Annotated in this window: 20 protein-coding genes and 2 pseudogenes; 5 read left to right on the top strand and 17 right to left on the bottom strand. The window is 64.2% G+C overall.

Going from position 1 to position 23,797, the window contains the following annotated elements:
- Positions 1-128: 128 nt before the first annotated feature.
- The 4 genes and pseudogenes from BAUR9175_RS18000 to BAUR9175_RS17985 all read left to right on the top strand — a co-directional run.
- Positions 129-1,421: pseudogene (locus BAUR9175_RS18000) on the top strand (quaternary amine ABC transporter ATP-binding protein); the annotation flags it as partial.
- Positions 1,421-2,317 (top strand): ABC transporter permease, encoded by an 897-nt coding sequence (locus tag BAUR9175_RS17995; protein WP_009882276.1) that lies wholly within the window; start codon positions 1,421-1,423, stop codon positions 2,315-2,317. The pseudogene BAUR9175_RS18000 and the gene BAUR9175_RS17995, both read left to right, overlap by 1 nt.
- A gap of 53 nt (positions 2,318-2,370) precedes the next feature.
- Positions 2,371-3,282, top strand: a complete 912-nt coding sequence (locus BAUR9175_RS17990; protein ID WP_009882275.1) for a glycine betaine ABC transporter substrate-binding protein — start codon at positions 2,371-2,373, stop codon at positions 3,280-3,282.
- Positions 3,283-3,438: 156 nt separating this feature from the next.
- Positions 3,439-3,990 carry a methylated-DNA--[protein]-cysteine S-methyltransferase gene (locus BAUR9175_RS17985; protein WP_205676723.1) on the top strand — a complete coding sequence of 184 codons (552 nt, stop codon included), beginning with the start codon at positions 3,439-3,441 and terminating at the stop codon, positions 3,988-3,990.
- Positions 3,991-4,051: 61 nt separating this feature from the next.
- On the opposite strand, the gene BAUR9175_RS17980 is transcribed toward BAUR9175_RS17985, so the two are convergent.
- The 17 genes from BAUR9175_RS17980 to dcd form a co-directional block, all read right to left on the bottom strand.
- On the bottom strand, positions 4,052-5,371 hold the full coding sequence (locus tag BAUR9175_RS17980) for a Dyp-type peroxidase (RefSeq protein WP_180959281.1): 1,320 nt from the start codon (positions 5,369-5,371) through the stop codon (positions 4,052-4,054).
- Positions 5,361-5,969: a copper chaperone PCu(A)C gene (locus BAUR9175_RS17975; protein ID WP_009882272.1), complete on the bottom strand. Its 609-nt coding sequence runs from the start codon at positions 5,967-5,969 to the stop codon at positions 5,361-5,363. The genes BAUR9175_RS17980 and BAUR9175_RS17975 overlap by 11 nt, the downstream gene beginning before the upstream one ends.
- 230 nt (positions 5,970-6,199) lie before the next feature.
- Complete coding sequence (locus BAUR9175_RS17970; RefSeq protein WP_009882271.1) at positions 6,200-6,847, bottom strand: hypothetical protein; 648 nt, start codon at positions 6,845-6,847, stop codon at positions 6,200-6,202.
- Between the two features lie 117 nt (positions 6,848-6,964).
- Entirely contained in the window at positions 6,965-7,555 is a 591-nt protein-coding gene (locus BAUR9175_RS19465; RefSeq protein WP_009882270.1) for a hypothetical protein, read from the bottom strand.
- 5 nt (positions 7,556-7,560) lie between these two features.
- The gene (locus BAUR9175_RS17960; RefSeq protein WP_247642446.1) at positions 7,561-8,796 is read right to left on the bottom strand and encodes an N-acetylglucosamine-6-phosphate deacetylase; all 1,236 of its coding nucleotides are present in this window, start codon (positions 8,794-8,796) and stop codon (positions 7,561-7,563) included.
- 37 nt (positions 8,797-8,833) lie between these two features.
- Positions 8,834-10,945 carry a S9 family peptidase gene (locus BAUR9175_RS17955; protein WP_101584792.1) on the bottom strand — a complete coding sequence of 704 codons (2,112 nt, stop codon included), beginning with the start codon at positions 10,943-10,945 and terminating at the stop codon, positions 8,834-8,836.
- Positions 10,946-10,989: 44 nt separating this feature from the next.
- The gene (locus BAUR9175_RS17950; RefSeq protein ID WP_096157726.1) at positions 10,990-11,682 is read right to left on the bottom strand and encodes a hypothetical protein; all 693 of its coding nucleotides are present in this window, start codon (positions 11,680-11,682) and stop codon (positions 10,990-10,992) included.
- The gene (locus BAUR9175_RS17945; RefSeq protein WP_257944371.1) at positions 11,682-13,190 is read right to left on the bottom strand and encodes an ATP-binding protein; all 1,509 of its coding nucleotides are present in this window, start codon (positions 13,188-13,190) and stop codon (positions 11,682-11,684) included. Before BAUR9175_RS17945 ends, BAUR9175_RS17950 begins: the two co-directional genes overlap by 1 nt.
- The gene (locus tag BAUR9175_RS17940; protein ID WP_096157727.1) at positions 13,187-13,939 is read right to left on the bottom strand and encodes a response regulator transcription factor; all 753 of its coding nucleotides are present in this window, start codon (positions 13,937-13,939) and stop codon (positions 13,187-13,189) included. Before BAUR9175_RS17940 ends, BAUR9175_RS17945 begins: the two co-directional genes overlap by 4 nt.
- Positions 13,929-14,324 carry a monovalent cation/H(+) antiporter subunit G gene (mnhG, locus tag BAUR9175_RS17935; RefSeq protein WP_096157728.1) on the bottom strand — a complete coding sequence of 132 codons (396 nt, stop codon included), beginning with the start codon at positions 14,322-14,324 and terminating at the stop codon, positions 13,929-13,931. The genes BAUR9175_RS17940 and mnhG overlap by 11 nt, the downstream gene beginning before the upstream one ends.
- Entirely contained in the window at positions 14,321-15,028 is a 708-nt protein-coding gene (locus BAUR9175_RS17930; RefSeq protein ID WP_101584790.1) for a monovalent cation/H+ antiporter complex subunit F, read from the bottom strand. Before BAUR9175_RS17930 ends, mnhG begins: the two co-directional genes overlap by 4 nt.
- On the bottom strand, positions 15,025-15,615 hold the full coding sequence (locus BAUR9175_RS17925; RefSeq protein ID WP_096157730.1) for a Na+/H+ antiporter subunit E: 591 nt from the start codon (positions 15,613-15,615) through the stop codon (positions 15,025-15,027). Before BAUR9175_RS17925 ends, BAUR9175_RS17930 begins: the two co-directional genes overlap by 4 nt.
- The gene (locus BAUR9175_RS17920) at positions 15,612-17,195 is read right to left on the bottom strand and encodes a Na+/H+ antiporter subunit D (protein WP_101584789.1); all 1,584 of its coding nucleotides are present in this window, start codon (positions 17,193-17,195) and stop codon (positions 15,612-15,614) included. The genes BAUR9175_RS17925 and BAUR9175_RS17920 overlap by 4 nt, the downstream gene beginning before the upstream one ends.
- Positions 17,192-17,824, bottom strand: coding sequence for a Na(+)/H(+) antiporter subunit C (locus tag BAUR9175_RS17915; RefSeq protein ID WP_009882258.1), 633 nt, complete (start codon positions 17,822-17,824; stop codon positions 17,192-17,194). The genes BAUR9175_RS17920 and BAUR9175_RS17915 overlap by 4 nt, the downstream gene beginning before the upstream one ends.
- Positions 17,821-20,883, bottom strand: coding sequence for a Na+/H+ antiporter subunit A (locus BAUR9175_RS17910; protein WP_101584787.1), 3,063 nt, complete (start codon positions 20,881-20,883; stop codon positions 17,821-17,823). The genes BAUR9175_RS17915 and BAUR9175_RS17910 overlap by 4 nt, the downstream gene beginning before the upstream one ends.
- A 232-nt stretch (positions 20,884-21,115) precedes the next feature.
- A complete protein-coding gene (locus BAUR9175_RS17905) occupies positions 21,116-22,117 on the bottom strand; it encodes a hypothetical protein (protein ID WP_096157734.1) in 1,002 nt (333 codons plus the stop codon).
- The gene (gene dcd, locus BAUR9175_RS17900; protein WP_101584785.1) at positions 22,114-22,692 is read right to left on the bottom strand and encodes a dCTP deaminase; all 579 of its coding nucleotides are present in this window, start codon (positions 22,690-22,692) and stop codon (positions 22,114-22,116) included. The genes BAUR9175_RS17905 and dcd overlap by 4 nt, the downstream gene beginning before the upstream one ends.
- A gap of 287 nt (positions 22,693-22,979) precedes the next feature.
- Here dcd and BAUR9175_RS17895 point away from each other — a divergent pair.
- Positions 22,980-23,797, top strand: a pseudogene (locus tag BAUR9175_RS17895) (hypothetical protein); the annotation flags it as partial.

The raw sequence follows: 23,797 nt of genomic DNA, 5'->3' as shown, positions 1-23,797 counted from the left end.
GTCCACGTCGAGGTCTTTCGGATGGGCAGTGTGAGAACTTCCATCATCGGAAGACCTCGACGTCTATCCGGGTAGCGACTCGCTCTGTTTGAAATTCATCGGTATACACTCTCGTTTGCGAAGAGCCGACAAACGTCTACAAAGTCTTCGGAAAGCGCCAGAACGAGGTCGTCAAGCGACTCGAAGAGGGTGCCGACCGTGACGATCTGACCAAACTCGGAACGGCCGCGGTCATCGACGCGAGTTTCGACGTCCAAGAGGGCGAGATCTTCGTCGTCATGGGGCTGTCCGGCTCGGGCAAGTCAACCCTGATTCGCACACTCAATGGCCTGTGGGCTCCAACATCAGGTTCGGTCGAAGTGCTCGGCACCGACATCGCCAAGGTCGACGCTACGGCCTTGCGCAAGGTGCGCAGCGAACACATCTCCATGGTCTTCCAGCACTTCGCACTGCTGCCACACCGCACGGTCCGCGACAACGCCGCCTACGCCCTCGAAATCCGTGGAATCGCGAAGGCGGAGCGAGACAAAGCAGCTGACCGCTGGCTCAAGGCCGTCGGTCTCGACGGGTGGGGTGACAAATACCCTGAGCAGCTCTCCGGCGGCATGCAGCAGCGCGTCGGCCTGGCCCGCGCACTTGCCGCTGAAACAGACATCCTGCTCATGGACGAGGCATTCTCTGCCCTCGACCCGCTCATCCGACGCGAGATGCAGGAGCAGCTCGTGGAGCTGCAGGGCGAACTCAAGAAGACCATCATCTTCATCACCCACGATCTCAACGAGGCGATGTTCCTCGGTGACCGGATCGCAGTCATGCGCAACGGGCGCATCGTCCAGGTCGGCACCCCGGAGGATATTCTCACTGACCCGGCCAACGACTACGTCGCCCAGTTCGTCCACGATGTCGATCGGGCACGTGTGCTGACTGCCAACAACGTCATGGAGAAAGCACGTCAGACCGTGAGCAGTCACAACGGACCCCGCGTCGCGCTGCGCACCATGCGCGAACACAATGCCTCGGGCGTGTATGTCACAGACAGGGACCGGAAGTTCCTCGGTCTCGTCAGCGACCGCGACTGCCTCGAGCACATCCGGCGAGGAGCCACGTCTCTCGACGAGATCATCAAGCCGGTCTCCCACCCCGCTTCTCAGGACGACCTGCTCATCGATCTCTTCCTTCCGTCCTCGGAAATGCCTCTGCCGGTGCCCGTCACCGATGCCGACGGCGACCTTGTCGGCGTTGTGCCTCGGGCCACCCTGCTTGCCGCACTCGGCAACCAGAACGGCAACGATGAGCAGCCGACGGATGCCTCGGTCGACGACTGGCCAGAGCCCGTCGACACCGGCATCATCGATCAGGTGCTCGCCGAGGCTGATGATTCGGTTTCACCGCAGAACGCCGGCGAAAGGAGTGAGCGCTGATGGAGAACATCAGAATTCCCATCGGGGCCTGGGTCGACACCGCGTTCGACTGGCTCAAAGAAAACGTCGCGTGGTTCTTCGACGCCGTGACCTGGCTGTTCAACTTCTTCATCGAGATCCTCACCGATGTGCTCGTCGACCTTCACCCTCTCGTCATCATCGTTCTGCTGGCACTCATCGGCTGGGTGCTGCGGTCCTGGCAGATGGCTCTGGGCACGGTGATCACGATGTTCTTCATCCTGACTATGGACCAATGGGTGGCTTCCATGCAGACGCTGGCTCTTGTCCTCATCGCCGCCGTGATCGCCGTCATCATCGCCGTACCAGTGGGCATCCTCGCCGCACGCAACGACGCGGCGTCAACGGTCATCAAACCGGTGCTCGACTTCATGCAGACGATGCCGTCCTTCGTCTACCTCATCCCTGCGGTCACCTTCTTCGGCATCGGCGTCGTTCCCGGTCTCGTGGCAACTGTGATCTTCGCACTGCCACCGGGCGTGAGGTTCACGGAGCTCGGCATCCGCGGAGTCGATTCGGAGACGGTCGAAGCAGGACAGTCCTTCGGCGCGACACCCGGACAGATCCTCAGAGGCGTTCAGCTGCCCCTCGCCACGCCGACGATCATGGCCGGCATCAACCAGGTAATCATGCTCGCGCTGGCCATGGCTGTCATCGCCGGCATGGTCGGCGCCGACGGACTCGGAAAAAACGTCGTCGAGGCGATCGCCACCCAGAACCTGCCGCTCGGAGTCGAAGCCGGACTCGGCGTGGTGATCATCGCGGTCTATCTCGATCGCGTCACCGCAGCCCTGGGCAATGCAAAGGACTACCCGAGTTCGCTCGTCGCGGGAATGCGTCGCCGCGCCGCAAACAAAAAGGCGGCGGCAACCGCCTGACCTGATGGACTATCCAGCCTGAATTGTAGATCACTAGAGAAAAGGAACACACAATGAAGAGAAGATTCCTCACCACATTCGTCGCAGGAGTGGCAGCTCTTGGCCTTGCTCTGACCGGCTGCTCGCAGGAAGCAGCGAAGGACGACGGCAGCGGCGGCGGAGACAAGGGCGACATCAAGCTCGGCTATGTCACCGGCTGGACCGACGGTCAGAGCATCTCGCTCCTGCTCGAAGATCAGCTTGGAAAGATGGGCTATAACGTCGAGACCGAAACCTTCAACGACGCTGCCGTCTTGTATGCCGGTGTCGCCAACGGCGATATCGACATGTATCCGTCCTCGTGGCCCGAGGTCACACACAAGCAGTACATCGACGAGTACGGCGACAAGCTCGAAGATCTCGGCGCCTACTACGAGAACGCCGTGCTCACCATCGCGGTGCCGAAGTACATGAAGGACATCAATTCGATCGAAGACCTCAAGGGCAAGGGCAAGGACTTCGACGGAAAGATCATCGGCATTGAGCCCGGTGCTGGTCTGACCGCTGCCACGAAGAAGATGATCCCCGAGTACGGCTTGGACAAGGAGTACGAACTCGTCACGTCTTCGACCGCTGCTATGCTCACCGAGCTCGGCAACGCGACCGACGCCGAAGAGGACATCGTCGTCACCCTTTGGCGGCCGTTCTGGGCCAACAACGCGTACCCGGTCAAGGATCTCAAGGATCCGAAGGGTGCCATGGGTGAAGCTGAGAAGCTGCACTTCACTGCAACCAAGGGCTTCAGTGATGAGTTCTCAGACGCCGCTGACTATGTCGGCAAGATCAAGATGGACGATAAGCAGTACGGCGATCTCGAGGATCTCGTTGTCAACAAGCACAAGGACGATGGAGAAGCAGCCATCGCCGAGTGGCTGAAGGCGAATCCTGACGCCTATGAAGGTGAAATCACCGACGAAGATAAGTGATCCATTTCCACGGAGCTCGATCTTGAACTCCTGAACCAAGCGAAAGACCCTTCGGCTCAAGCTCACGAGCCGAAGGGTCTTTCGTATAGTTTCCCGCCGCCGGCATGCGCTAACTTTGCACTAGCGGAACCAAACGAAAACGGGAGACGCATGACGATGAGTTCAAATGAGGTCGACGGCCCTCACCCCAACGCCGACTCCGCTCAAGCCACGATGGCCACGCCCGTCGGACCTATCACTGTCACGGGCAACGGGCGGTCGATCGTGCGTGTGACGTGGGTCGAGTCCGCCGAGGTCGATTTCTCCGCTGCTCCTCCTGCCTCGGCTGTCTCCGATCCGCTTCTCACCGAGGCGATGCGGCAGCTGCACGCCTACTTCAACGGCAGTCTCACCACCTTCGACCTGCCTCTGGGCCTGGGCCAGATCTCCGCGGTCGCGCGGACGGTGCTCACCACTCTCGACGAGACGGTCGAGAGTGGCACTACAGTCACCTACGGCGAGCTTGCCCGGCGCAGCGGGACAGGGATCCCTGCACGGGCAATCGGCAGCATCATGGGTATGAATCCGCTTCCGCTCGTCATCGCCTGCCATCGAGTCGTGGCCAGCGATGGGCTGGGCGGCTATTCCGGCGGTCGTCGTGGTGAGGGGTTGGCCACCAAACGCTGGCTGCTCGAGTTCGAGGACGCACTCCCCCGCCCACTGTTCTGAACCAGTGACGCACCTGAGAAGGCACTCGCCTCATCCTCTCGCAGCCAGCGCAGTGTCGGCCTCAGCCCTCGAAGAGGCTCTGCCCGATGTACTCCCCTTCTTCGATACCGGGCGGAATCGCCCACACAGTCGACCCGATCGGCGTGGTCCACTCATTGAGCAGATCCACCTCGGCGAGCCGGCGTTGGATCGGCAGAAACTGCCGTTCGATGTCGGCCTGGAATGAGGCGAACAGCAGCCCGGCGCCCTCCTCCGCACCTGTCTCGTAGTTGAACGTTCGCCGATGGATCTGCGCCTCCGGGCCCAGCCCATCACGAGCCCTGGCCACGTGCGAGGCCGCCGAGATCTTCGTCAGACCCCGCCTGTCGACCGCACCGAAGCCGGGAACATCAAACTCGTCTGTTCCTGACAGCGGCGCACCCCGGTCGAGGGTCCGTCCCGTCGCGAACTCACGTGCCGGCCGGTCAGCCTTGTCCCAGGTGTCGAGGTTCATCGCGATGTCACGCAGCACCAAGGTCGTTCCCCCGCGCATCCAGTCAGGCAGATGCGCGCCGAGGTTGTCCGGCGGTTCCCCGCGCGCGGAGTACACCGCATCCGTCCGACCGGTGCCCTGTCCCCAGATGATGCGCGCGAAATCTTCGGATCCGGAACCGGGATTGGCGGTCCCGTCCAACTGTCCGAAGAGGTTCCGCTGGGTCTTTCCCTCTCCCTGGCTGCCGTAGGACCGGCGGAAACCCTCTCTCTGCCAGGCCACCTCGGCGAAGTTCCGGGAATCCTTCCACAGCATCCGTCTCGCATGTGCCAAGGTCAGCGGATCGTCACCGCAGATCTGCAGCAGCAGATCCCCGGTGCACCGCTCGGGATCGAGATCGTCGATGGAGAACTTCTCCAGCGGGCCCAACCACGTCGGCACAAGTTTCTGTCCTGCCAGCTTCACGAGGCCGCGGCCGAATCCGAACGTGACCGTCAATCGCGCAGGGTCGTGGGCGAGTTCGGGTTCGGAGTCAGCCAGCGGCCCGCTGCCCTGAGTCAGGGCGGCCGCGTCTGCGGTGAGCAGTCGCAGCCAGCGGACCACCTCGGCGGCCTTGATTCCGGTCTTCAACGTCAGCGCCAGGAAGTGCGCGTGCGCTTGAGGAGGAGTTTCTACGCCGGACTGGTGAGGACCGTAGAACGGTTCGGTGAGCGGACCGTTTGCCCCGCTGAGATCACGGGACGGCGCGGCCTCGGCACGGTCTGTGACACGGGATCGCCCGATGCCGAATCCTGCGACGGCTCCGACGACTCCCGTCCCTCCGGCCGCAGCCGCCGATGCGATGAGGCCTCGGCGGCTGAAGCCGTGGGGACGGGGCGCGGAGTCGCTGGGCTCAGACTCAGTGGTCACCGTGTTCCCCGTGGTCCATCTCGTCATGGTCCATGTCCCCGTGATCCATGTCCTTGTGGTCGGCTCCGTCGCCTTCGTCGTCGGCCTCGCCCGGGGCGTAGTCCTCCTGCGCACCCGAATAGTCCTTGGCGATGGCGGTGACCGGGAAACTCTGCTGATCGGCGGTGACAAGCTCTAGTGAGATCTCCTCACCGGGTTTGATCGGCTTCGTCAGGCCCATGACCATGATGTGATCGCCACCGGGTTTGAGGCTCAGGGACTCACCCGCAGGAACCGTGAAGCCTCCCTTTTTCTCCTGCATCGACATTCCTCCGGAGTTGTCCTCAAGAGTCTCGTGGAGTTGGACCTGCTCCGCGTCATCGTATTTCGCTTCGACGAGGTTGATGTCCTCATCGCTGTTGTTCTTCAGTTCGCCGAATACAGCGGTCATGCCGTCGTCGGCGGCCTTGACCCAAGCGTTGTCGAGACTCAGTGAGTCGACGCTGACCTGGGACTTACTCGTTTCTTCCGGTTCACTGGCCTGGCTCTGGCCGCAGGCGCTGAGGCCGATCATGGCGGCAACGGACAGGGTGGCCATCAAGGTGGTGTTCTTTCGCATTTCGTCTGCACTTTCAGCTTGTCGGTGCAGCCGGGCACAGGTCTCGACGAATGTCGGCGCGGACGCGTTTAGTCGCGATCGGACGCGGTCTGATTGGTTCCGACGCGGCCCGATGCGATCGGTCGCATGGACGCGATCGGGCACACGGGACGGCTCGTCTGCGACAGTGTGTGGCTGTCACCAATGATGTGTGGGTCGGCGGAGTATCCGCCGGTGGTGAAGTTCTGAGCTCAGACGAGTGCGGGCGGACCGCGTCGGTAGTTCGGGCCGACGACGGCAGAGGTGATCGCCTGCGGCAGATGAAATTCGCCGTGGACGAGTCGGGCCGGGAACTCGGCCAAGACTCCGACAGCCTCGGCGAGGGACCGCAACGCGGTGGCGATCGGTCCCAGAGCCAGCTGCAGGATGGTCAGGATGATGTCTTCGCCGCGTTTGAGGACGACGGCGGTGACTACAACAGCGGCGACGTGGGCGAGCACCATGGCCAGGCCCGCACTCGAGCCGTCACCGGCCATGTGCGACATCGGCTGGGACATCGACCCGGTCTGGCTCAGGTCGAGGGCACCGGCCCCATGATTCATGTGGTGGTGGCCCATAGCGGTTCCGGTCGCCGAGGCACCGCTGGAGGCAGGTGCGGCAGTGAACCAGCCCATCGACAGGTGCATGAGGATCTGTCCCAGGCCCAGCAGCGATCCCAGTCCCAGATAGCCGAGCCGACGACCGGCGAGGATCATTGCGGCCCACAGGGCGAAGACGAAGACGATCGCAATGCCGACGACAGAGATCGAACCCCCGGCACCGACGTGCATGAGTACGGCGAGCAGGGTCGTCATGAGTGCGGCGAAGAGAGCACGCACAGACTTGTTCGACCCGGTCATGCCGCTCCTCTCCTGGGACTTCTCACACGGATGACATCATGGCTGAGCCTCAGAGGACTCAAAACTACTACTCAGTGTAGAACCAAGTGGGCCCCAGACGCCACAGCGATGGGGAGGTTACATCCTCAGCCAGGTATCGGCGGTCTTCTTGATCATGGCCCCGGCGGCCTCGGCCTCGTCCAGCCAGGTCACGGGCTGGCCCTCGAGGTCGATCACCGCGTCGGAGAGGACGATGACGTCGAAGTTGCACACCAGCGCGGCCATCGCCGAGGCGCGGACCGAGCCCGGCAGCTCGCCGGCCACGGAATCCTCAGCAGAGTCTGCGTCACCAGCAGAGGCTGCATCGTCAGGACCATCCGGACTGTCCGCGTCGTCCGAAGCGTCTGCGTCCTCGAGGGCTGCAACAGTGGTCACGTCCCCACCGGCGATGACGATGCGGTCAACGCCCATGTCGTGGAGGCCGGGAGCCAGGTCGCGGATGCCGTCGAAGACATCGGGCTTCTCTGAGCGCAGCACGAGATCTTCCTCGTCGGGGACGAAGATGGACAGTTCCTCATCGTCGATATCGACGAGTTCGTCCTTCGTCGAGGCGAAGATGAGCACACCGCCGACGGTGCGAGTGCGGCCGACGATGTCGACTAAGATCTCGGCGTTCTCGTCGGAGATATAACTGGCGTCGTCGGTGTCTATGAGGAGCAGGGCATCCATGTGTCCTATCGTGCCATGTTCTGTGCCCGGATGCTCATGTCCGCGTTCAGCAGCAGGTACTCGGCGGGCATCCCGGCGCGCAGCAGACAGTGCTCGTCTGCTGCGATGAGCCCGAGTGCTCGCAGGGGCACCAGGCTGGCGGCCTGGACGGCTGCAAGCGGGCTCATCCCCACCTCGGCGACCGCCCTCATCACCGCATCGTCCATGGTCAGGGTCGAACCGGCGATGGACCCCGTCGACCCGTCCTCGCCCAACAGTCGTGCCACCGAATCCTCGACCTGCACCGGCAGCGAACCGAGCATGTAGGCCCCGTCGGCCATCCCCGTCGCGGCCATGGCATCGGTGATCAGAGCGATCCTGCCGGGGGCCAGTTTCGCAAGCATCCGTGCCGGTGGCCCCGCCACGTGGACTCCGTCGTTGATGAGTTCGAGGCTGACGTGTCCGGCATCGACGGCGGCGAGGATCGGGCCGGGTGCCCTGTGGTGGATGCCCGGCATCGCATTGAACGTGTGGGTGAGGATGCGTGCCCCAGCCTCGAAGGCCCGCGCCGCCTCCTCATACCCGGCAGCGGTGTGGCCGATAGCCACGCTCACCCCCGCCGAGGCGAACCGTGAGATCGCGTCGATGGCACCGGGCAGTTCTGGGGCGATCGTGATCTGGGCCAGCCTCCCATCGGCGGCGGCGAGGATCGATTCGACCGCCTCGGGGGTGGGAGCCGTGAGCACTTCGGGTGCGTGCGCGCCCTTGAAGTCCGGGGACAGGAAGGGCCCTTCGGCGTGGAGTCCCAATACGGCGGGGTTGTCGCGACAGAGCCTGGCCCCGGCAGCAAGGGAACGGCACAGGCCAGGGACGGTGTCAGAGACGTAGGACAGGGCGAGCGCCCGAGTTCCGTTCCGGCGGTGGACTGCCAGCACCTCTGCGAGCCCGGGTTCCCCGTCCTCGGCGCTGGAGCCACCGGCCCCATGGCAGTGCATGTCGACGTAGGCGGGTGCCAGATACGCTCCCTCGGCGTCGATGATCTGCACCGTCGCCGAGGTGTTCAGGTCCTTCCAGCCCATCCCACGTCCGCGTGCGATGACGGTTCCCCCCGCCGACGCGATCCAGTCATCGCCGGTGGCCGTCGCGGACCCACCCGGGGTGAACCCATCCGGCGTGGACCCGTCCGAGGCAGGCTCGGTGGGATCGCCGTCGAGGATGACGGCGTTGTGGGTGATCGTGTCTGCGGGCATGATGTCGCTCACCAGAGCATTCTCCAAGGTCTTTGCTGCGATTGAGTCGTCACCCCAGGGCACGGGTGCGTTGGGAGTCGATGTCGAGGACATGTTTGTCGAGGAATGCCAGCACCGTGCGGTACCAGACCTCGGCGTTGCCGCGACCGGTGATCCAGTGGCCCTCGTCGGGGAAGTACAGGAAGCGGTGCTGGGTCAGCCCTTCTGCGTCCAGGGGTGTCTTCGACCGGGACAGCAGGTCGTACCAGAGTTCCTGGCCCTGCCCGATGGGCACCCGGTAGTCCTTGTCACCGTGGATGACGAGCATCGGCACCTCGATCCGGTCGGCGAACAGGTGCGGGGAGTACGTCGACGACTGCTTCCGCATGGCCACGTCCCAGGAGGCGTTGTCCGTGGTCCGGCCCATCGAGGTCGTGTTCCACAGGGAGGCGTGGGTGACGATGCACCGAAACCGCTGGCTGGTGTGCCCGGCCACCCAGTTCGCCATGTACCCGCCATAGGATCCACCGGCCAGAGCGGTGCGCTCGGCGTCGATGTCGGGCCTGGCGATCGCCGCGTCCGTGAGCGCGAGGATGTCCGTGAACGGTGCCCCGCCCAGTTCCTGCTGACCGCGGTCGATCATCGACTGCCCGTAGCCGGTGGAGATCGCCGGGTCCGGCAGCAGCACCGCGTATCCGGCGGCGGTGAACGGTCCCGGATTCCACCGGTACGTCCAGGAGTTCCAGGATCCCCAGGGTCCGCCGTGGGCGAAGACGACGAGTGGGAACGGCCCTTCCCCCTCGGGCAGAGCCAACCAGGCGCGCACCGCGGTGCCGTCGTCACCAACGGCGGTCACCTCGGCAAGGGTGCCCGCCCCATCGATGACGCTCGCGGGGTTGGCGAGCTCGCTGATCTGGCCCGAGACCAGATCGATGACGATGGGCAGGGGCGCGACGTCGATCGCCGATGCGGTCGCCACGACCGTGAGTCCCTGCACCTGCAGTCCCGCAAACGCATATTTCTGGCTCTCACCGCCCACCAGTCGCCGAGGCTGCTCGTCGTTGACGTCACCGATGAAGACACTGCCCCGACCGTGATCGTCCGCGGTTGCGACGAGTGTCGAATCATCGGCCCAGACGGGGGCGAACCAGTGATCGGCATCGGGCCAGACCGGGCTCAGCGACTCGGTAGCGAGGTCGAGGACCGTGAGTGCCGCGGACAGGTTCGTCGTCGACGTCCAGAACTGCTCCCGGGTGAGAAGGGCGCGGGTGCCGTCGGGGCTGATGGCGTCGATGCTGTAGGCGTGGTCGACGGCGGCCTCGATCAGGAGGCGCGGTGCCCCATGTTTGTGCACGTCGATCTGCCAGATCTCGCTGGCCTCGAGCTGACCGGGGATCGGCTTCTCGACCTGCACGAGGACAAAGCGGGCCTCATCGTCAACCGCCCAGTCCACAAGTCGTCCGGGTGGCAGTGACAGGTAGCGGAAGGCCAGGTCCGTGGCGGATGGAATCGCCGAATCCTCGCGGTCCTCGGTGCCGGCGGCGCCTGTGGTTCCGGCACCACCAGCTGTGTTCGGGGTGGAGTCGGCCTCACCGCGCGCGGTGTCGGCTGTGAGGTCTTCGGAGAACTCGTCGGTGATTGTGCTCAGGTCTGCGATCGCCAGGATCTCTTGCCCTGGCCCCAGGTCGTGGTCCCAGCGGCGGATGGGGAAGCCGGAGTGCAGGATGGCGCTGACCTTGGATTCGCTGCGCTCCTGGCTGTAGTCCCGGTGTTCGTCCTCGTTCGCGGCCCAGGTGTGGACGGGGAACTGGACGATCATGGACTGGCCCTTGACCTCGATGCGGGAGAAGCCACCGGAATGGTCGGCGAGCTTGCGTGCCTCGCCCGTCTCCGGCAGCGACCAGAGGCTTGGGCTCTCGGCGTCCTTGCCGTCTTCGCCGGTGCGTTTGGCCGCGAAGTACAGGGTTCCGGATTCGCTGATCGCGGCGGCTCCGATCGACTGGTCACCGCGGGTGAGGCGGCGCGGGTTCTCACCGCCGATGTCTGCGAGATGGGTGAGGTAGGTGCTGCCCTCGGCGTTGAGGAAGGAGTACTGGGCGATCACGCGGCCGCTCTTGTTCGTCAGGAGGCCTTGCAGTCGGCGGGCGTCGAGGAGAGTCGTCACAGCGTCGTTGGTCGTCATGAACCCATCCTAGGATCATCACCGATCTTCCGACCCGCAAACGGCTATTTGAATCTGGGTGTGGGGACCTTCTCGCCGTCGACGGTGATGGTGGGGAGCATCTTCTTGAACTCCTCGGCGGCCTCGGTGTCCGATTCGAGGGCGCGCATGTCGATTTTGATCTCGACCAGGCGCCCGTTGGTCTTGTAGCCGATCAGGACTCCGTACATGACCGTCGACTTCTGGTTGATGGCGAAGATCTCCGTCGGGCCGAGCAGACCCTGGTAGGACCAGTAGGATCCGGCGGCGAGGCTGCCCGAGCGCTGAGCGAGCACCGAGGAGTCCTTCTCGGAGAACGTGTACTTCTTCCGCGAATCGACGAGCGACTGTGGCGTCTCGTCATAGCCCTTGGTGCAGGTGATGAGGGTCATGTCGCTGTCGGCCATCGAGGTGCCGCGCGAGAACGAGTGGAAGTCATCGGTGACCGAGCCCTCCGTCCAGTCATCGGTCATGGCGAGGCTGACGTCGACCGGGCATTCGGCGCCGAGGTTGACCGAAACCTCCTTCATCCCCTCGGGGATGCCGTCATCAGGAGGCGCAGTCGTCGGGTTCTCGCCGGCCTTCTCCTCCACGGCCACACGAAGGGGACCCGAATCGCGTTCCGCGGTGCGGATCTGCAGGGCAGAGCAGCCGCTGAGGACGAGGCCGAGCACTGCTGCTCCCGCCGCGACCGTTCGCACCTTCGCAGCGTGCCTCATCACCGCTCGTCCCTCGACCGCAGCTCCCGGCGGGTCAATGGCTGCGGAACCGAATCAGACTGCTCTCCAGACACTGCTTGTGGTCCGGAATCAGGCTGCTGGGTCTGCGGGGATTGCTCAGGCGGTCGCTGCGGCTGTGGCGGATGCTGCGGCCACGCCTGCTGCGGACCCGGCTGGCTGCCGTAGTTCTGCTGCGGACCGGGCTGACTCCCATACCCTTGCTGCGGTCCGGGCTGACTCCCGTACTGCTGCTGTGGCACCGGCTGGCTGCCCGCTCCCGGCACAGGTCCCGACTGCGGCCCAGACGGCGGTCCCGCCTGAGGAGGTGCCGGTGCGCGTCGCATGCCGGGGCCGGGTTTGAACTGGGAATGCTGACCGGAATCCGGTGGGAACCCACCGCTGACCGACTCTCCGGTCGAACGGTTGACCAGGTTGCCGTCGACTCGTTCCAGGCGACGCTTCGAGGTGCGACGCGGAGTGCCCAGAATTCGGCCCTGCAGCTCGGCCTCGTTCGGCTGCCGAGGCGGCACGAATCCGGGGGTCTGACGCGAGTCGGGAAGCTGTACGGGTTGGACCGGAAGAGACCCGGCCGCGGCGTGCCCGACCTGATCGGCCATCGGCGGCACGGTCACCTGCGCGGCATCGCCGAGCACCGGCAGCACCATCCGCACCGAGGTGCCCACGCCCTCCTGGCTGAACAGCTGCACGGAACCGCCGTGACGAGTCACGATCGCGCGCACCAGGGACAGCCCCATACCGGAGCCGGCCACGGCACGGACTCGGGAGCCGCGTGAGAGTTCGTCCCACACCTGCTCCTGTTCAGTCAGCGGAATGCCGCTGCCCGTGTCGGCCACCTCGACGACGACCCACCTGTGGCTGTCGATGATCTGCTCATTGGCACGCAGTTCGACGACTTCGGCTTGGGAAGAGTATTTGAGCGCATTGCCCAGCAGGTTGAGGATGGCTGTCAGCAGCAGATCTTCTTCGCCGGCGACGTCGGGCAGACGCCAGGGCGCGCGGGCGACCGTGGCCACGATCATGCGGTCTTCGGCCCCGGGAGCCGTCGATGCGTCCTCGACGGCCTGGTGGATGAGACGGTCGAGATCGACTCGGGAGTATTCGATGATGCGAGTCTCGACATCGGCGAGCTTGCGCAGGTCGGCCAGGAGGCGTGCGACTCGCCGGGAGGAGATGTCGACCTGCTTGGCCGAGGATTCGACTTCGGAGATGGACCCGCCCTCGCGAACGACGTCGCGGATGCTCGCGGCCGAGGTGCGCAGAGCGGTGAGGGGATTCTTCAGCTCATGGTCCAGGCGGATGAGCATCCGGTTGCGTTTGGCCAGGGAATCCTCGCTGGCCGCGGTCTCGATCGATTCCCGCAGCGCAGTCTCACGCTTGCGCAGATACCTCCAGGCGAAGAAGGCTCCGACCGCCAGGCCCGCCAGCACGAGGAACAGCAGAAGCAGGAACAGCCAGATCTGGACCTCGAAGACCAGAAAGTTCGTCATAGAGTCCTCTGACCCTCTTCGCCTCGGACCTCACCGACGAACCGGTAGCCGCGGCCCTGCACGGTGGCGATCCACCGCGGTTCGGCCGCGTCCTCGCCGAGGACACGACGCAGTTCGGCCACACGCGAATCCACCGCGCGGGTGCCCACAGCCTCTTCGAAGCCCCACAGGATCTCGAGCAGGCGGGAACGTTCGATGAGCTCGTCCTTGTGGACCATGAGGTATTCCAACAGGGTGAAGCCCTTGGGGGTGATCACGAGTTCACGGTTGCCCATCCAGGCGCGCCTGCCCACACGATCGACGCGCAGACCGAAGCTCGAGGCAAGCACGGGAGCAGTGGCCAGGGGCGGCCCATCGGTGCGGGTCCGTCGCAGCACCGCGCGGATGCGGGCGACGAGTTCGTGCGGGTCGAAGGGTTTGTTGAGATAGTCATCGGCACCCTCTTCGAGTGCCATGGCCCGTTCGACGGCCTCGCCGACCTGAGTCAGCAGCAGAACTGGGACCCAGTTCTCCTCCTGGCGCAGTCGCCGCAGAACCTGCCTGCCGTCGGCACCGGGCATGAGGACGTCGAGGACGCAGACATCGGGATTGTGCCGGTGGATCTCGTCGAGAGCCAGCAGACCGTCACTGGCGGCGAGCACCCGGAAACCGGAGCGTTCGAGGAAGGGGACGACGGCACCGAGGACATCGGGCTCGTCATCGGCGACCAGAACCAGGGGCTGGGGTTCTTGCTGATTGTCAACCGTCATTGGGGTCCGTTCCGATTCCTTTTCTGCGTTCCCACGCGACTTCTCTGGCCTCTGCCCGATCGACCGCCTCGGCGAGCTCATCTCGATACAGCATAGAACGACGCAGGTGCTTGGTGCGATAACCGGCGCGCCCGACCATGTGCGTGGCCACGGGAATCGTGACGAGCTGGAAGGAGATGATGATCGCCAGGGTCGTCACCGTCGACCAGGCCGGATACTGGATGGCGATCGCAACGCACACCATCAGCAGCCCCAACACCTGCGGCTTCGCACTTGCGTGCATGCGTGAGAGGAGATCGCCGAAACGCAGCAGACCCACTGCGGCAGCCAGTGAGAGCACCCCGCCGAGGAGGATGAGCACCGCAGAGATGATGTCGAGGATCATCGGCGGCTCCCTTCGTCGTCAGGTTCGGGGCTGGTGTGAGCACCGTCGTCGGAGTCATCTGGTCCCGCATCCGGGCCCGTTCCCTCCCCCTCGCCGTCGACATCCGGATCCGCACCGTTGGGGTCCTCCGCGGTAGGGCCCTCATCGTCGGGTTCGAACTCGGCGCCGGCATCCTCATCGTCGGAGAGGTCGGCACCGGGATCAGTGCCCTGATCGAGTCCCACGGTCACGGGATGGATCTCCTCGTCCCCTTGGACGGTGATGGCATCGGGACCATCGGAGACATCGGAGATCCCGCGGGCCACATCGTCGGGCCACTCCTCGGTCTCGTCCGCAGTTCCACTCGCGGTCGCGGACGGTGAATCCTTGGGCATGTGCCAGTCGGAGTTGGAGAACTCGCTGAGTGAGCCCACCTCGGCGCCGGGGGTCATGGAATCAGACTTGGACACGTACCGGGAGACGCTGACGGAACCGACGAATCCGAGCATCGCCAGCACGATGAGCACGGGCAGGAGATCGGTGCGACCCGACAGTGCCATGAATCCGCCCAGACCGCACATGATGGAGGCCAGCACGACGTCGGTGGCGATCATGCGGTCGAGGATCGAGGGTCCGCGGACGATGCGGTAGAGGGCGATGATCGCCGAGGCGGCCAGCAGCACCGAAGCCGCAACGACGAGAGTGTCGAGCACGATCTGACTCATCGGGCACCTCCGTACTCATCGGCCAGTGGGTCGGGGGTGATCTTGAGCGCAGCGAGGTCACGGTGGGAGCCGAGAGCTTTGATGAGCAGCTCCTCGATGTGGTAGACGAGCTTCTTGGCTGCGATGACCTTCTCCTCGGAATCACTGTCGAGGACGTGCAGGTACAGGACCCCCGAGGCTCGGTCGCTGTCGACGATGATCGATCCGGGGATGAGGCTGGCGGTGTCGGCTACGAGCGTCATCAGCAGGTCAGAACTCGTCCGCAGGTCACAGGCGATCACGGATCCGGCGCCTACCGCGCGGGGTCGGAACGCGTACCAGGCCACCTCGACCGAGGCGATGACGAGCGAATAGAGGAACCACAGCCCGTAGTTGATGGCGTGGATGATGTTGAACCGCCCGGAGAGCACCACCGGCGGCAGGTAGAAGACTCGGGTCACGAGGAAGGACAAGATCACGCCGGTGATGATGTGCATCAACGACACGGAGTCCCAGAGCATCACCCAGAGGACGACGAGGAAGAACACCAGCACCAGCTGCTGGACGAAGCTGCGGCCCTTCGACATCCGGGGTCGTTTGGCGTTCACTTGTCATCACCGCCCAGAACTTTCGTCGCATAGCTGATTGGAGACTGCAGATTCTGCGCGGCACGGTCGGACAGATCCCACAGCGGACCGGCGAAGACGGTGAGGACGATCGAGGCGACGACCACGACCGTGGTGGCGGCGAACATCGATCCCGGAACGCCGATCTGCGATTTCCAGGGCTTGCCCGCGAGCTTGGCCTTCTTGCGTTCGGCGAATTCTGCGACGAGCTCTTCATTCGGCTCCTCCGCATCCGCAGGGTCGCGCCAGAAGGCCAGGTTGAAGGTACGCCCGATGACGTAGAGGGTCAGCAGGCTGGTCACGGTGCCGGCGACAATGAGAGCGACGGCCAGCCAGTCGTGGTCGGAGAAACCGGCCGCGAAGAGTCCGACCTTGCCGATGAACCCGGAGAACGGCGGAATGCCGGAGAGATTGAGCGCCGGGATGAAGAAGATGATCGACAGCGCCGGCGAGAGCACCATGAGTCCGCCGAGTGACCGCGTCGAGGTCGAACCACCTCGCATCTCCACCATGCCGATGGCCAGGAACAGTGCGGTCTGGACGATGATGTGGTGGACCGTGTAGTAGATCGCGGCAGCGAGCCCGACAGTCGTACCCAAGGCCACTCCGAAGAGCATGTAGCCGATGTGGGAGACAAGGGTGAATGACACGATCCTCTTGATCTCCGACTGGGCGATTGCGCCTAAGATTCCGACCACCATCGTCAATGCCGCGGCGATCAGCAGCGGCACTCGCAGGGAGGATTCGGCGAACAGGAGGGTTTCGGTGCGGATGATCGCATAGATGCCGACCTTCGTCAGCAGACCCGCGAACACGGCCGTCACCGGGGCCGGAGCGGTCGGATAGGAATCGGGCAGCCAGAAGGACAGTGGGAAGATCGCGGCCTTGATGCCGAAGCCGATGAGCAGAAGGACGTGCAGGATCATCTGCACGTCCGGCGGCAGTTCGGCCAGCCGATCGGTCAGCTGCGCGATGTTCACGGTTCCGGTCGACGCATAGATGACGCCGATTGCGGCCAGGAAGATGATCGAGGACACGAGCGAGATGACGACGTAGGTCACGCCCGCCCGAATGCGCTCGGCCGTGGCGCCCAGGGTCAGCAGCACGTAGGAGGCGACGAGGAACATCTCGAAGCCGACGTAGAGGTTGAACAGGTCACCGGCGAGGAAGGCGTTGGCGACGCCCGCGCACAGCACCAGATAGCTGGGGTTGAACACGGAGATCGGGGTCTCGTTCGAATCGTCGTTGGCGTCCTGGCTCAGTGCGTAGATGAGCACGCACAGGATGACCAGGGAGGACACGACGAGCATGAGCGAGGAGAGTCTGTCGGCGACGAGCACGATCCCGGCAGGAGGCTCCCATCCACCGATGGCCACGACCTGCGGACCTTCGGCGTCGACGCCGAAGAGCATGATGAGCGAGATGACCATGACCGCGCTGAGAATCAGGATCGACACGATGTTCTGTGCCCGCGAATGCTTCGACAGCACCAGCGCCAGCCCGGCCCCGATGAGGGGCAGGAGGACGGGCAGCGGCACCAGCACGGGAAGGAGATCGATCATTTCTTCTCCCCCGTCCCGGTTCCATCGGACCCTGTGTCGTTCGTGTCATTCGTGTTCGCCGAGGTGGTGGCCTCACCGACTTCCCGCGCCGAGGTGGTGCCAGCCTCACCGGGTCCAGACCGTTCCGCGTCGACCGTGGCGTTCGGGTCTTCGCGTTCACGAGGTGTGCCGTCATCGTCGAGGTCGATGGCGCCGGTGATCGGGCTCTCGGCCTCGTCACCGAACTCGGTGTCGTCGTAGTCCGTGCTCGCTTCTGCCTCGGAGTCGATCATCTTCGTGATCGCCACCTGAAGGTCGGCGGTGTCGTCCTGCAGCGAATCGGCCCTGACCAGTCGCCAGGAACGGTAGATCATGGCCAGCAGGAACGCCGTGACGGCGAACGTGATGACGATGGCGGTGAGGATGAGCGCCTGCGGGAGCGGATCGGACATGCCCGCTGTGGACAGGTCCTCGCCGTCGGTCAGCGGCGGCCCTCCTCTGCCTGCGGTGAGGATGATGAGCAGGTTGACGCCGTTGCCCAGGAGGATGAAGCCCAGCAGCACGCGGGTCAGTGACCGCTCGAGCATGAGGTAGATGCCGCAGGCGAAGAGGAATGCCATCGCCAGCACCATGATGAAGGGCACAGTCACAGCCGCCCCCCTTCGGCGCCGTTGTCGACATCGAGGTGATTGACACGGTCGAGGATCGAGGAGACGGCATCGTGCTCAGCCTTGGCGCTGAGGTTCTCCGACAGGTGGTAGGACTGGTTGAGCCGGTTGGTCAGCACCATTTCATCGCGCTCCTGGTGCAGGTCCACCTCGGCGCCCAAGGACCTGAGGATGTCGAGCATCAATCCGACGACGATGAGGTAGACGCCGATGTCGAAGAAGGTCGATGTTCCGAAGGACAGGTGCCCGAGCACCGGTATGTCTCCTTCGAAGTAGACGGACTTGAAGACGGCGTCGCCCCAGAACCATCCGCCGATTCCGGTGAGCACGGCCAGGATCATTCCGGTGCCCAGCAAGCCCGACGGGGTGAAGCGGGCCGCCTCGGCGAGTTCGAATTTGCCGCCCGCGAGGTAGCGCACGACCAGTGCCAGACCCGCGACGAGGCCACCGGCGAAGCCGCCCCCGGGATCATTGTGGCCGGCGAACAGGAGGTAGAGGGAGAAGATGAGGACCGCGTGGAACACCAGACGGGCGGTGACCTCGAGGATGATGGAGCGGTTGCGTGGGGCCAGCGTGCGTCCGGCGATGAGCCAGGAGACTCGCCGCTGCGTCACGTCTTCGCGTTCGGGATCGTGTCGGCGTGCCGGTGCGTGGTAGTCACTGATCTCTTCGGGGACCGGTTGGAAGCGTACCCGCCCCTGCAGTTCGGTGCCGTCGCGGCGGGAGACGAACCGGTGGAGGTGTCCTTCGCGGCCGCGGACGAAGATCAGTCCGGCGATTCCGGTGCCGGCCGCGACGAGGACGGAGAGCTCCCCGAGGGTGTCCCAGACACGGATGTCGACGAGGGTCACATTGACGATGTTCTTGCCGTGGCCCATTTCATAGGCGAGTTGGCCGAAGTCGACGGAGACCGGTTCGCTGACACGGGCCCCGGCAGCGATGAGGACGACGAGCATCATGGTCACGCCGACGCCACCACCGATGATGGCGCGCCAGGCCGGTGTGAAGCGCCCGGTGCTCCGACCGATCCGAGCCGGAAGCCTGCGCAGGACGAGGACGAAGACGACGATGGTGATCGTCTCCACCAGGACCTGGGTCAGAGCCAGGTCCGGGGCGCCGACGAAGGCGAAGTACGCGACCATCGCATAGCCGGAGATTCCGGTGACGACCACGGCGGTGAAGCGCTTCTTGGCACGGGTCGCAGCCACCGCAACGACGATGAGGACCGCGGCGACGATGAAGTCGAGTGGAGTGTTGAAGAGGTCGAACTCGATGTTCCAGGTGTCGTTCGTGATGATCGCAAGGCCGAGGCCGGCGACGAGGACGAGGTAGACCACGCTCTGGTAGAACGGCAGCGAGCCACGCTGCGTTCGCGAGGTGACCCACAGCGCCAGCTTCTCCATCGAGCTGATCATCCTGCGGTAGAGGTCGTGGAAATCAAGGCCCGATGGCAGCGTCGACTGGACTTTGGCGAACGAGTCGCGGACGAAGAAGAGTCCGAGGCCGACGGCGATCGTGACTGCCGACAGGGCCAGGGCCGGTTCGAACCCGTGCCACAGAGCCAGATGATAGTCGCCGTCGCCGGGGTCGATGACCGGCAGCGTCGATGTCCAGGCCTCGAAGTAGCCGTCGACGAGTCCGACGGCCGGCCCCAGCGCCACGGTGAGCACAGTGAGCATGACAGGGGAGATGATCAGCGTGATCTTCTCGTCGCGGCGGGCGATATCGTCGACGCCGTCTTTGCTTGAGAACGCACCCCAGACGAAGCGTGCCGAGTAGGCGACGGTGAGCATCGAACCGATCATCACGCCGACCAGCGCGATGATCGCCGCCTTGTCGCCCGAGGCGAGCAGGGTCGAATAGACGGCTTCCTTGGCGGCGAAGCCCAGCAGCGGCGGCAGACCGGACATCGAGGCCGCGGCGATCGTGGCGCAGACGGCCACGACGGGGAACGCCTTCCAGCCCCCGGAGAGCTTCGTCAGGTCGCGTGTGCCGGCCCGATGGTCGATGATGCCCACGCACAGGAACAGACAGGCTTTGAACAGCGCATGTGCGATGAGCAGGGCCAGTGCGGCCTTGGTGATGTCGGGCGTGCCGAATGAGGCCAGAGTCGTGAGGAATCCCAGTTGGGAGACCGTGCCGAAGGCGAGCAGAAGTTTGAGGTCGGTCTGTTTGAGGGCCTGCCAACCGCCTATGAACATCGTGAGCAGGCCCAGCGTGAGCAGGACCTCCGACCAACCGGGCAGAGTGTGGTAGCCCGGTGCCAGACGCAGGATCAGGTAGATTCCGGCTTTGACCATCGCTGCCGCATGTAGGTAGGCGCTGACCGGGGTGGGTGCGGCCATGGCTCCGGGAAGCCAGAAGTGGAAGGGGATCAGCGCGGACTTCGAGACCGCGCCGACGAGGATGAGGATCACGGCGGTGACGATGACGGGCCCGGTGTCCATTCCGAGGCTCGCCCGCTCCATGAGGGTGGAGATCTGACCTGTTCCGGTCACAGACATCAGCAGGATCATGCCCACGAGCATGGCCAGTCCGCCGGCTGTGGTGACGATGAGCGCCTGCAGCGCAGCCTGGCGGGAGCGGCGACGGGATTGGCTGTGCCCGATGAGGAGATAGGAGAAGACCGTGGTGCCTTCCCAGAACAGGTAGAGCATGAGGAGCTCATCGGCGAGGACGAGTCCGTACATCATTCCTGCGAAGGCCATGAAGACAGCGGCGAACCTGGCCAACCCCGGCTCATCGGGCGGGAAGTAGCGGGCACAGTAGACGAAGACGAGAGCACCGACGCCGGTGACCAAGAGGCTCATGATCCAGCCGAGCTCGTCGAGGCGGAAGATGCCGTCGAGGCCGAGGGCCGGCAGCCACCCCATGCTCTCGACCCACGGCGAGCCGCCGGGCCCGAAGATGTCGGGGACCTTGGCCAGACTGAGGATCAGCCCGGCCAGCGGCACCAGCGCTAGGAGGAAGAACCCGTCCCGGCCGAGGCGTCTGACCAGTGGGTACGCAATGACAGCAGCCCCGAAAAAGGCTCCTGTCATGACTATCACCGGCGGACACCTCCGTCATTTATACGATTTGCCAGAATGTAGTTCTCACCAGTATTTTCTCACGACACACCGCGTATCTCCCAATCAATGGGTCGGTATTCGGCAGTCATTCTCACCACGTTTGGCTCGGCTCCCCCACGAATGCTGCGCGCAATCCGCACAAATTCCGGTTGCAGTGGATCGGTTCGTGGGGCCGACCCTGCTCCCTCATCGAGGGAACGAATCAGCTGCGAAGCTGGCTGCTGGTGACGAGGAAACCGGTTTCGTCCAGGCCGGTCCCATCGCTGCCGACGAGCAGCTCCGCGCCGATGCTGTCGACGAGGCTGGCCACCTGGTTGCGCATCCGCCGGAATCGTCTGGTCTGGGCAGGCTGGTAGCGCTTCGACTCGGTGTCCATCCAGTGCACGTGGTATTCGATCAGCGGCATCTGCAGATGCTTGGCGATGATCGGCGGCACCCAGTCGGCTTCGGACACACGGACTTCGATGATGCCGGCCGCTTCGCTGATCTCCCCGAGCGGGACGAGGAGCGAATAGCCGTCGAGGATCACCGGTGCCGAGGAATCGAAGAGCGGATCGTCGATCGTGGCCTGGGCGAGGACCGCCTCGTCGGGGGTCGGCAGCGCCTGCTGGAAGGCATGTGGGGCGTGCTTGCGCACGAGGGAGAGTGCGACCTCAGGTTCGAGCCAGTAGGTCGAATAGAGATAGAGGTCGACCTTTGCCTCGGGGTCGGGCACGAGCACCCGGGTCGGCAGACCCGCCTCGTCCGCCAGGCGAACACCTGTGTGCAGACGTGATGCGACAGACAGGATGAGACTGAGCATCCGCTCTTCTTCACGATCAGGCAGACCCTCGGGGAACGCCTTGTTGAGCCCGTCTGCGTCGCTGAACCAGTCCGGCGGCGGGACCGGTTCGCGGTCTCGAGGGCAGTCGATGACTACTGCGTGATGAGCCCAGTCGGGAACCTCGAGCGCGGCGATCGCGACAGCATCGAGGTCGACTCCCTCACTCAGACGCGAGTGTCGACTCAGCTTCAGCTGGCCTCTTTCATCCAGGCGGGGCGCGAGGTCGGGAAGCCTGTTGTGCACGAGCGCGAGCACATCGGAGACCTCGACCCCTTCGTCGAGGAGAAGCAGATGAAAGCCGCGCAGGTCCGCCGAGACATCCGTGTCGCTGACACGCTCGGCGGCTTCCCGCTGCATCCGCAGCTCTCGGCGGGTGGTCACATGTCCCTCCGGTAGAAGTTGAGGTGAGAACGGGATGCCGTGGGGCCCTGCTGCCCCTGATAGCGGTTGCCGGTGGCCTGCGAACCGTAGGGGTTGAGCGCAACCGAGCTGAGGCGGAAGAAGCAGAGCTGACCGATCTTCATTCCCGGCCACAGCGTGATTGGCAGGGTGGCGACGTTCGAGAGCTCAAGAGTCACGTGACCAGTGAACCCAGGGTCGATGAAGCCGGCCGTGGAGTGGGTCAGCAGCCCGAGGCGGCCCAGCGATGACTTGCCCTCCAGGCGAGCGGCCACATCATCGGGCAGGGTGACGAGTTCGTGGGTGGAGGCCAGCACGAATTCCCCGGGGTGCAGCACGAACGGCTCCCCCGGCGCCGCCTCGACGAAGCGGGTGAGTTCGGGCTGGTCGAGGCTCGGATCGATCACCGGGTACTTGTGATTGTCGAACAGACGGAAATAGCGGTCCAGGCACACATCGACGCTGGCGGGCTGGATCAGAGACGGGTCATAGGGGTCGAGGGCGATGCGTCCGGAGTCGAGCTCGGCGCGGATGTCGCGATCGGAAAGGAGAGTCACGTATCAAATGGTAGTCGCCCTGGGCTCTGGAGTGCAGTGAGCTGGGCTTCCGAGGGGGCGAAAAATGTCACAGACGCCCCGACACGCCGTACTTAGGTAACGACTTGATAACGATAACAGCAGTTTTTGCTGGTTTTCTCCCGTGTGTCTCCCCATAGCCGTTGGTGAATGCTTTAGAGTTAGGAGCTGTACGAACCCGCGCACGATGGTGCCTTCCTCTTCTTAAGCCAAGGAATGCCGGGAGTCCATCGTCTTTCGTGGGTTGACAACAAACGAAAGGCATTACTGTGAAGACCTCGCGTCTTGTGCTTGCCCCCGCAGTAGCCGTTGCATTGACAGGTCTTGCTGGCGCTCCCGCGTTCGCAGCGACAGAGTCCGCTCCGGTGCCGGCAGGCCCGCTCTGTGCGTATGATGACGCACAGCAGTCAACTGACCCCGATTCCAAGGTTCCCGACAGCTCGGACCCGCAGGCGACACTGTCCGCCGCACAGGTGACCCGAGCCGATATTGCTGACCGCAAGAAGGGCATCGGATTCTCCGGTACGGGATTCACCCCCGACAACAAGGCGACCGTCACGGTCGTCGGCACCGATGGGTCCAAGTACTCACCAGAGACCAAGCTGACCGTCGACGAGAAGGGGAAGGTGTCCGGCACCTACTTCTTCTCGGTCACGGACAACGCCAAGGTTCCGTCGGGCAACTACTCGCTCTACCTCACAGACGAGAAGACCGAGAAGGACTCCTCGAAGGTCTCCTTCGAGGTCGTGCCCACTGCCTCGGACATCGATGAAGACGCCAAGGGCCCCGATTGCACCCCTGCAACCGGACCGGCCCCAGCGCCATCCGAGACCAAGACCGAGGAGCCGTCTGAGACCGCCACCTCGACTCCGACCAAGACCAAGACGGAAGAGCCGAGCGGGGACCCCGCAGATTCCAAGCAAGCTCGGAAGCCCGCTGCTCCGAAGCCGGACGACAACGACAAAAAGTCTGACGACAAAGCAGACACATCCGCAGACACTTCAGGCTCCAAAGACACCAACAAAAAGTCTGACGACAAAGCAGACACATCCGCAGACACTTCAGGCTCCAAAGACACCAACAAAAA

The organism is Brevibacterium aurantiacum (genome assembly GCF_900169065.1).
Lineage (GTDB): Bacteria > Actinomycetota > Actinomycetes > Actinomycetales > Brevibacteriaceae > Brevibacterium > Brevibacterium aurantiacum.
The sequence above is the reverse complement of the archived record's forward strand: the minus strand, read 5'-3'. Positions and strand labels throughout refer to the sequence as shown.

Coding starts and splice junctions, on each gene's coding strand:
- BAUR9175_RS17995 (WP_009882276.1), top strand. CDS start 1,421: ATGGAGAACATCAGAATTCCCATCGGGGCCTGGGTCGACACCGCGTTC.
- BAUR9175_RS17990 (WP_009882275.1), top strand. CDS start 2,371: ATGAAGAGAAGATTCCTCACCACATTCGTCGCAGGAGTGGCAGCTCTT.
- BAUR9175_RS17985 (WP_205676723.1), top strand. CDS start 3,439: ATGAGTTCAAATGAGGTCGACGGCCCTCACCCCAACGCCGACTCCGCT.
- BAUR9175_RS17975 (WP_009882272.1), bottom strand. CDS start 5,969: ATGCGAAAGAACACCACCTTGATGGCCACCCTGTCCGTTGCCGCCATG.
- BAUR9175_RS17970 (WP_009882271.1), bottom strand. CDS start 6,847: ATGACCGGGTCGAACAAGTCTGTGCGTGCTCTCTTCGCCGCACTCATG.
- BAUR9175_RS19465 (WP_009882270.1), bottom strand. CDS start 7,555: ATGGATGCCCTGCTCCTCATAGACACCGACGACGCCAGTTATATCTCC.
- BAUR9175_RS17955 (WP_101584792.1), bottom strand. CDS start 10,945: ATGACGACCAACGACGCTGTGACGACTCTCCTCGACGCCCGCCGACTG.
- BAUR9175_RS17950 (WP_096157726.1), bottom strand. CDS start 11,682: ATGAGGCACGCTGCGAAGGTGCGAACGGTCGCGGCGGGAGCAGCAGTG.
- BAUR9175_RS17945 (WP_257944371.1), bottom strand. CDS start 13,190: ATGACGAACTTTCTGGTCTTCGAGGTCCAGATCTGGCTGTTCCTGCTT.
- BAUR9175_RS17940 (WP_096157727.1), bottom strand. CDS start 13,939: ATGACGGTTGACAATCAGCAAGAACCCCAGCCCCTGGTTCTGGTCGCC.
- mnhG (WP_096157728.1), bottom strand. CDS start 14,324: ATGATCCTCGACATCATCTCTGCGGTGCTCATCCTCCTCGGCGGGGTG.
- BAUR9175_RS17930 (WP_101584790.1), bottom strand. CDS start 15,028: ATGAGTCAGATCGTGCTCGACACTCTCGTCGTTGCGGCTTCGGTGCTG.
- BAUR9175_RS17920 (WP_101584789.1), bottom strand. CDS start 17,195: ATGATCGATCTCCTTCCCGTGCTGGTGCCGCTGCCCGTCCTCCTGCCC.
- BAUR9175_RS17910 (WP_101584787.1), bottom strand. CDS start 20,883: ATGACAGGAGCCTTTTTCGGGGCTGCTGTCATTGCGTACCCACTGGTC.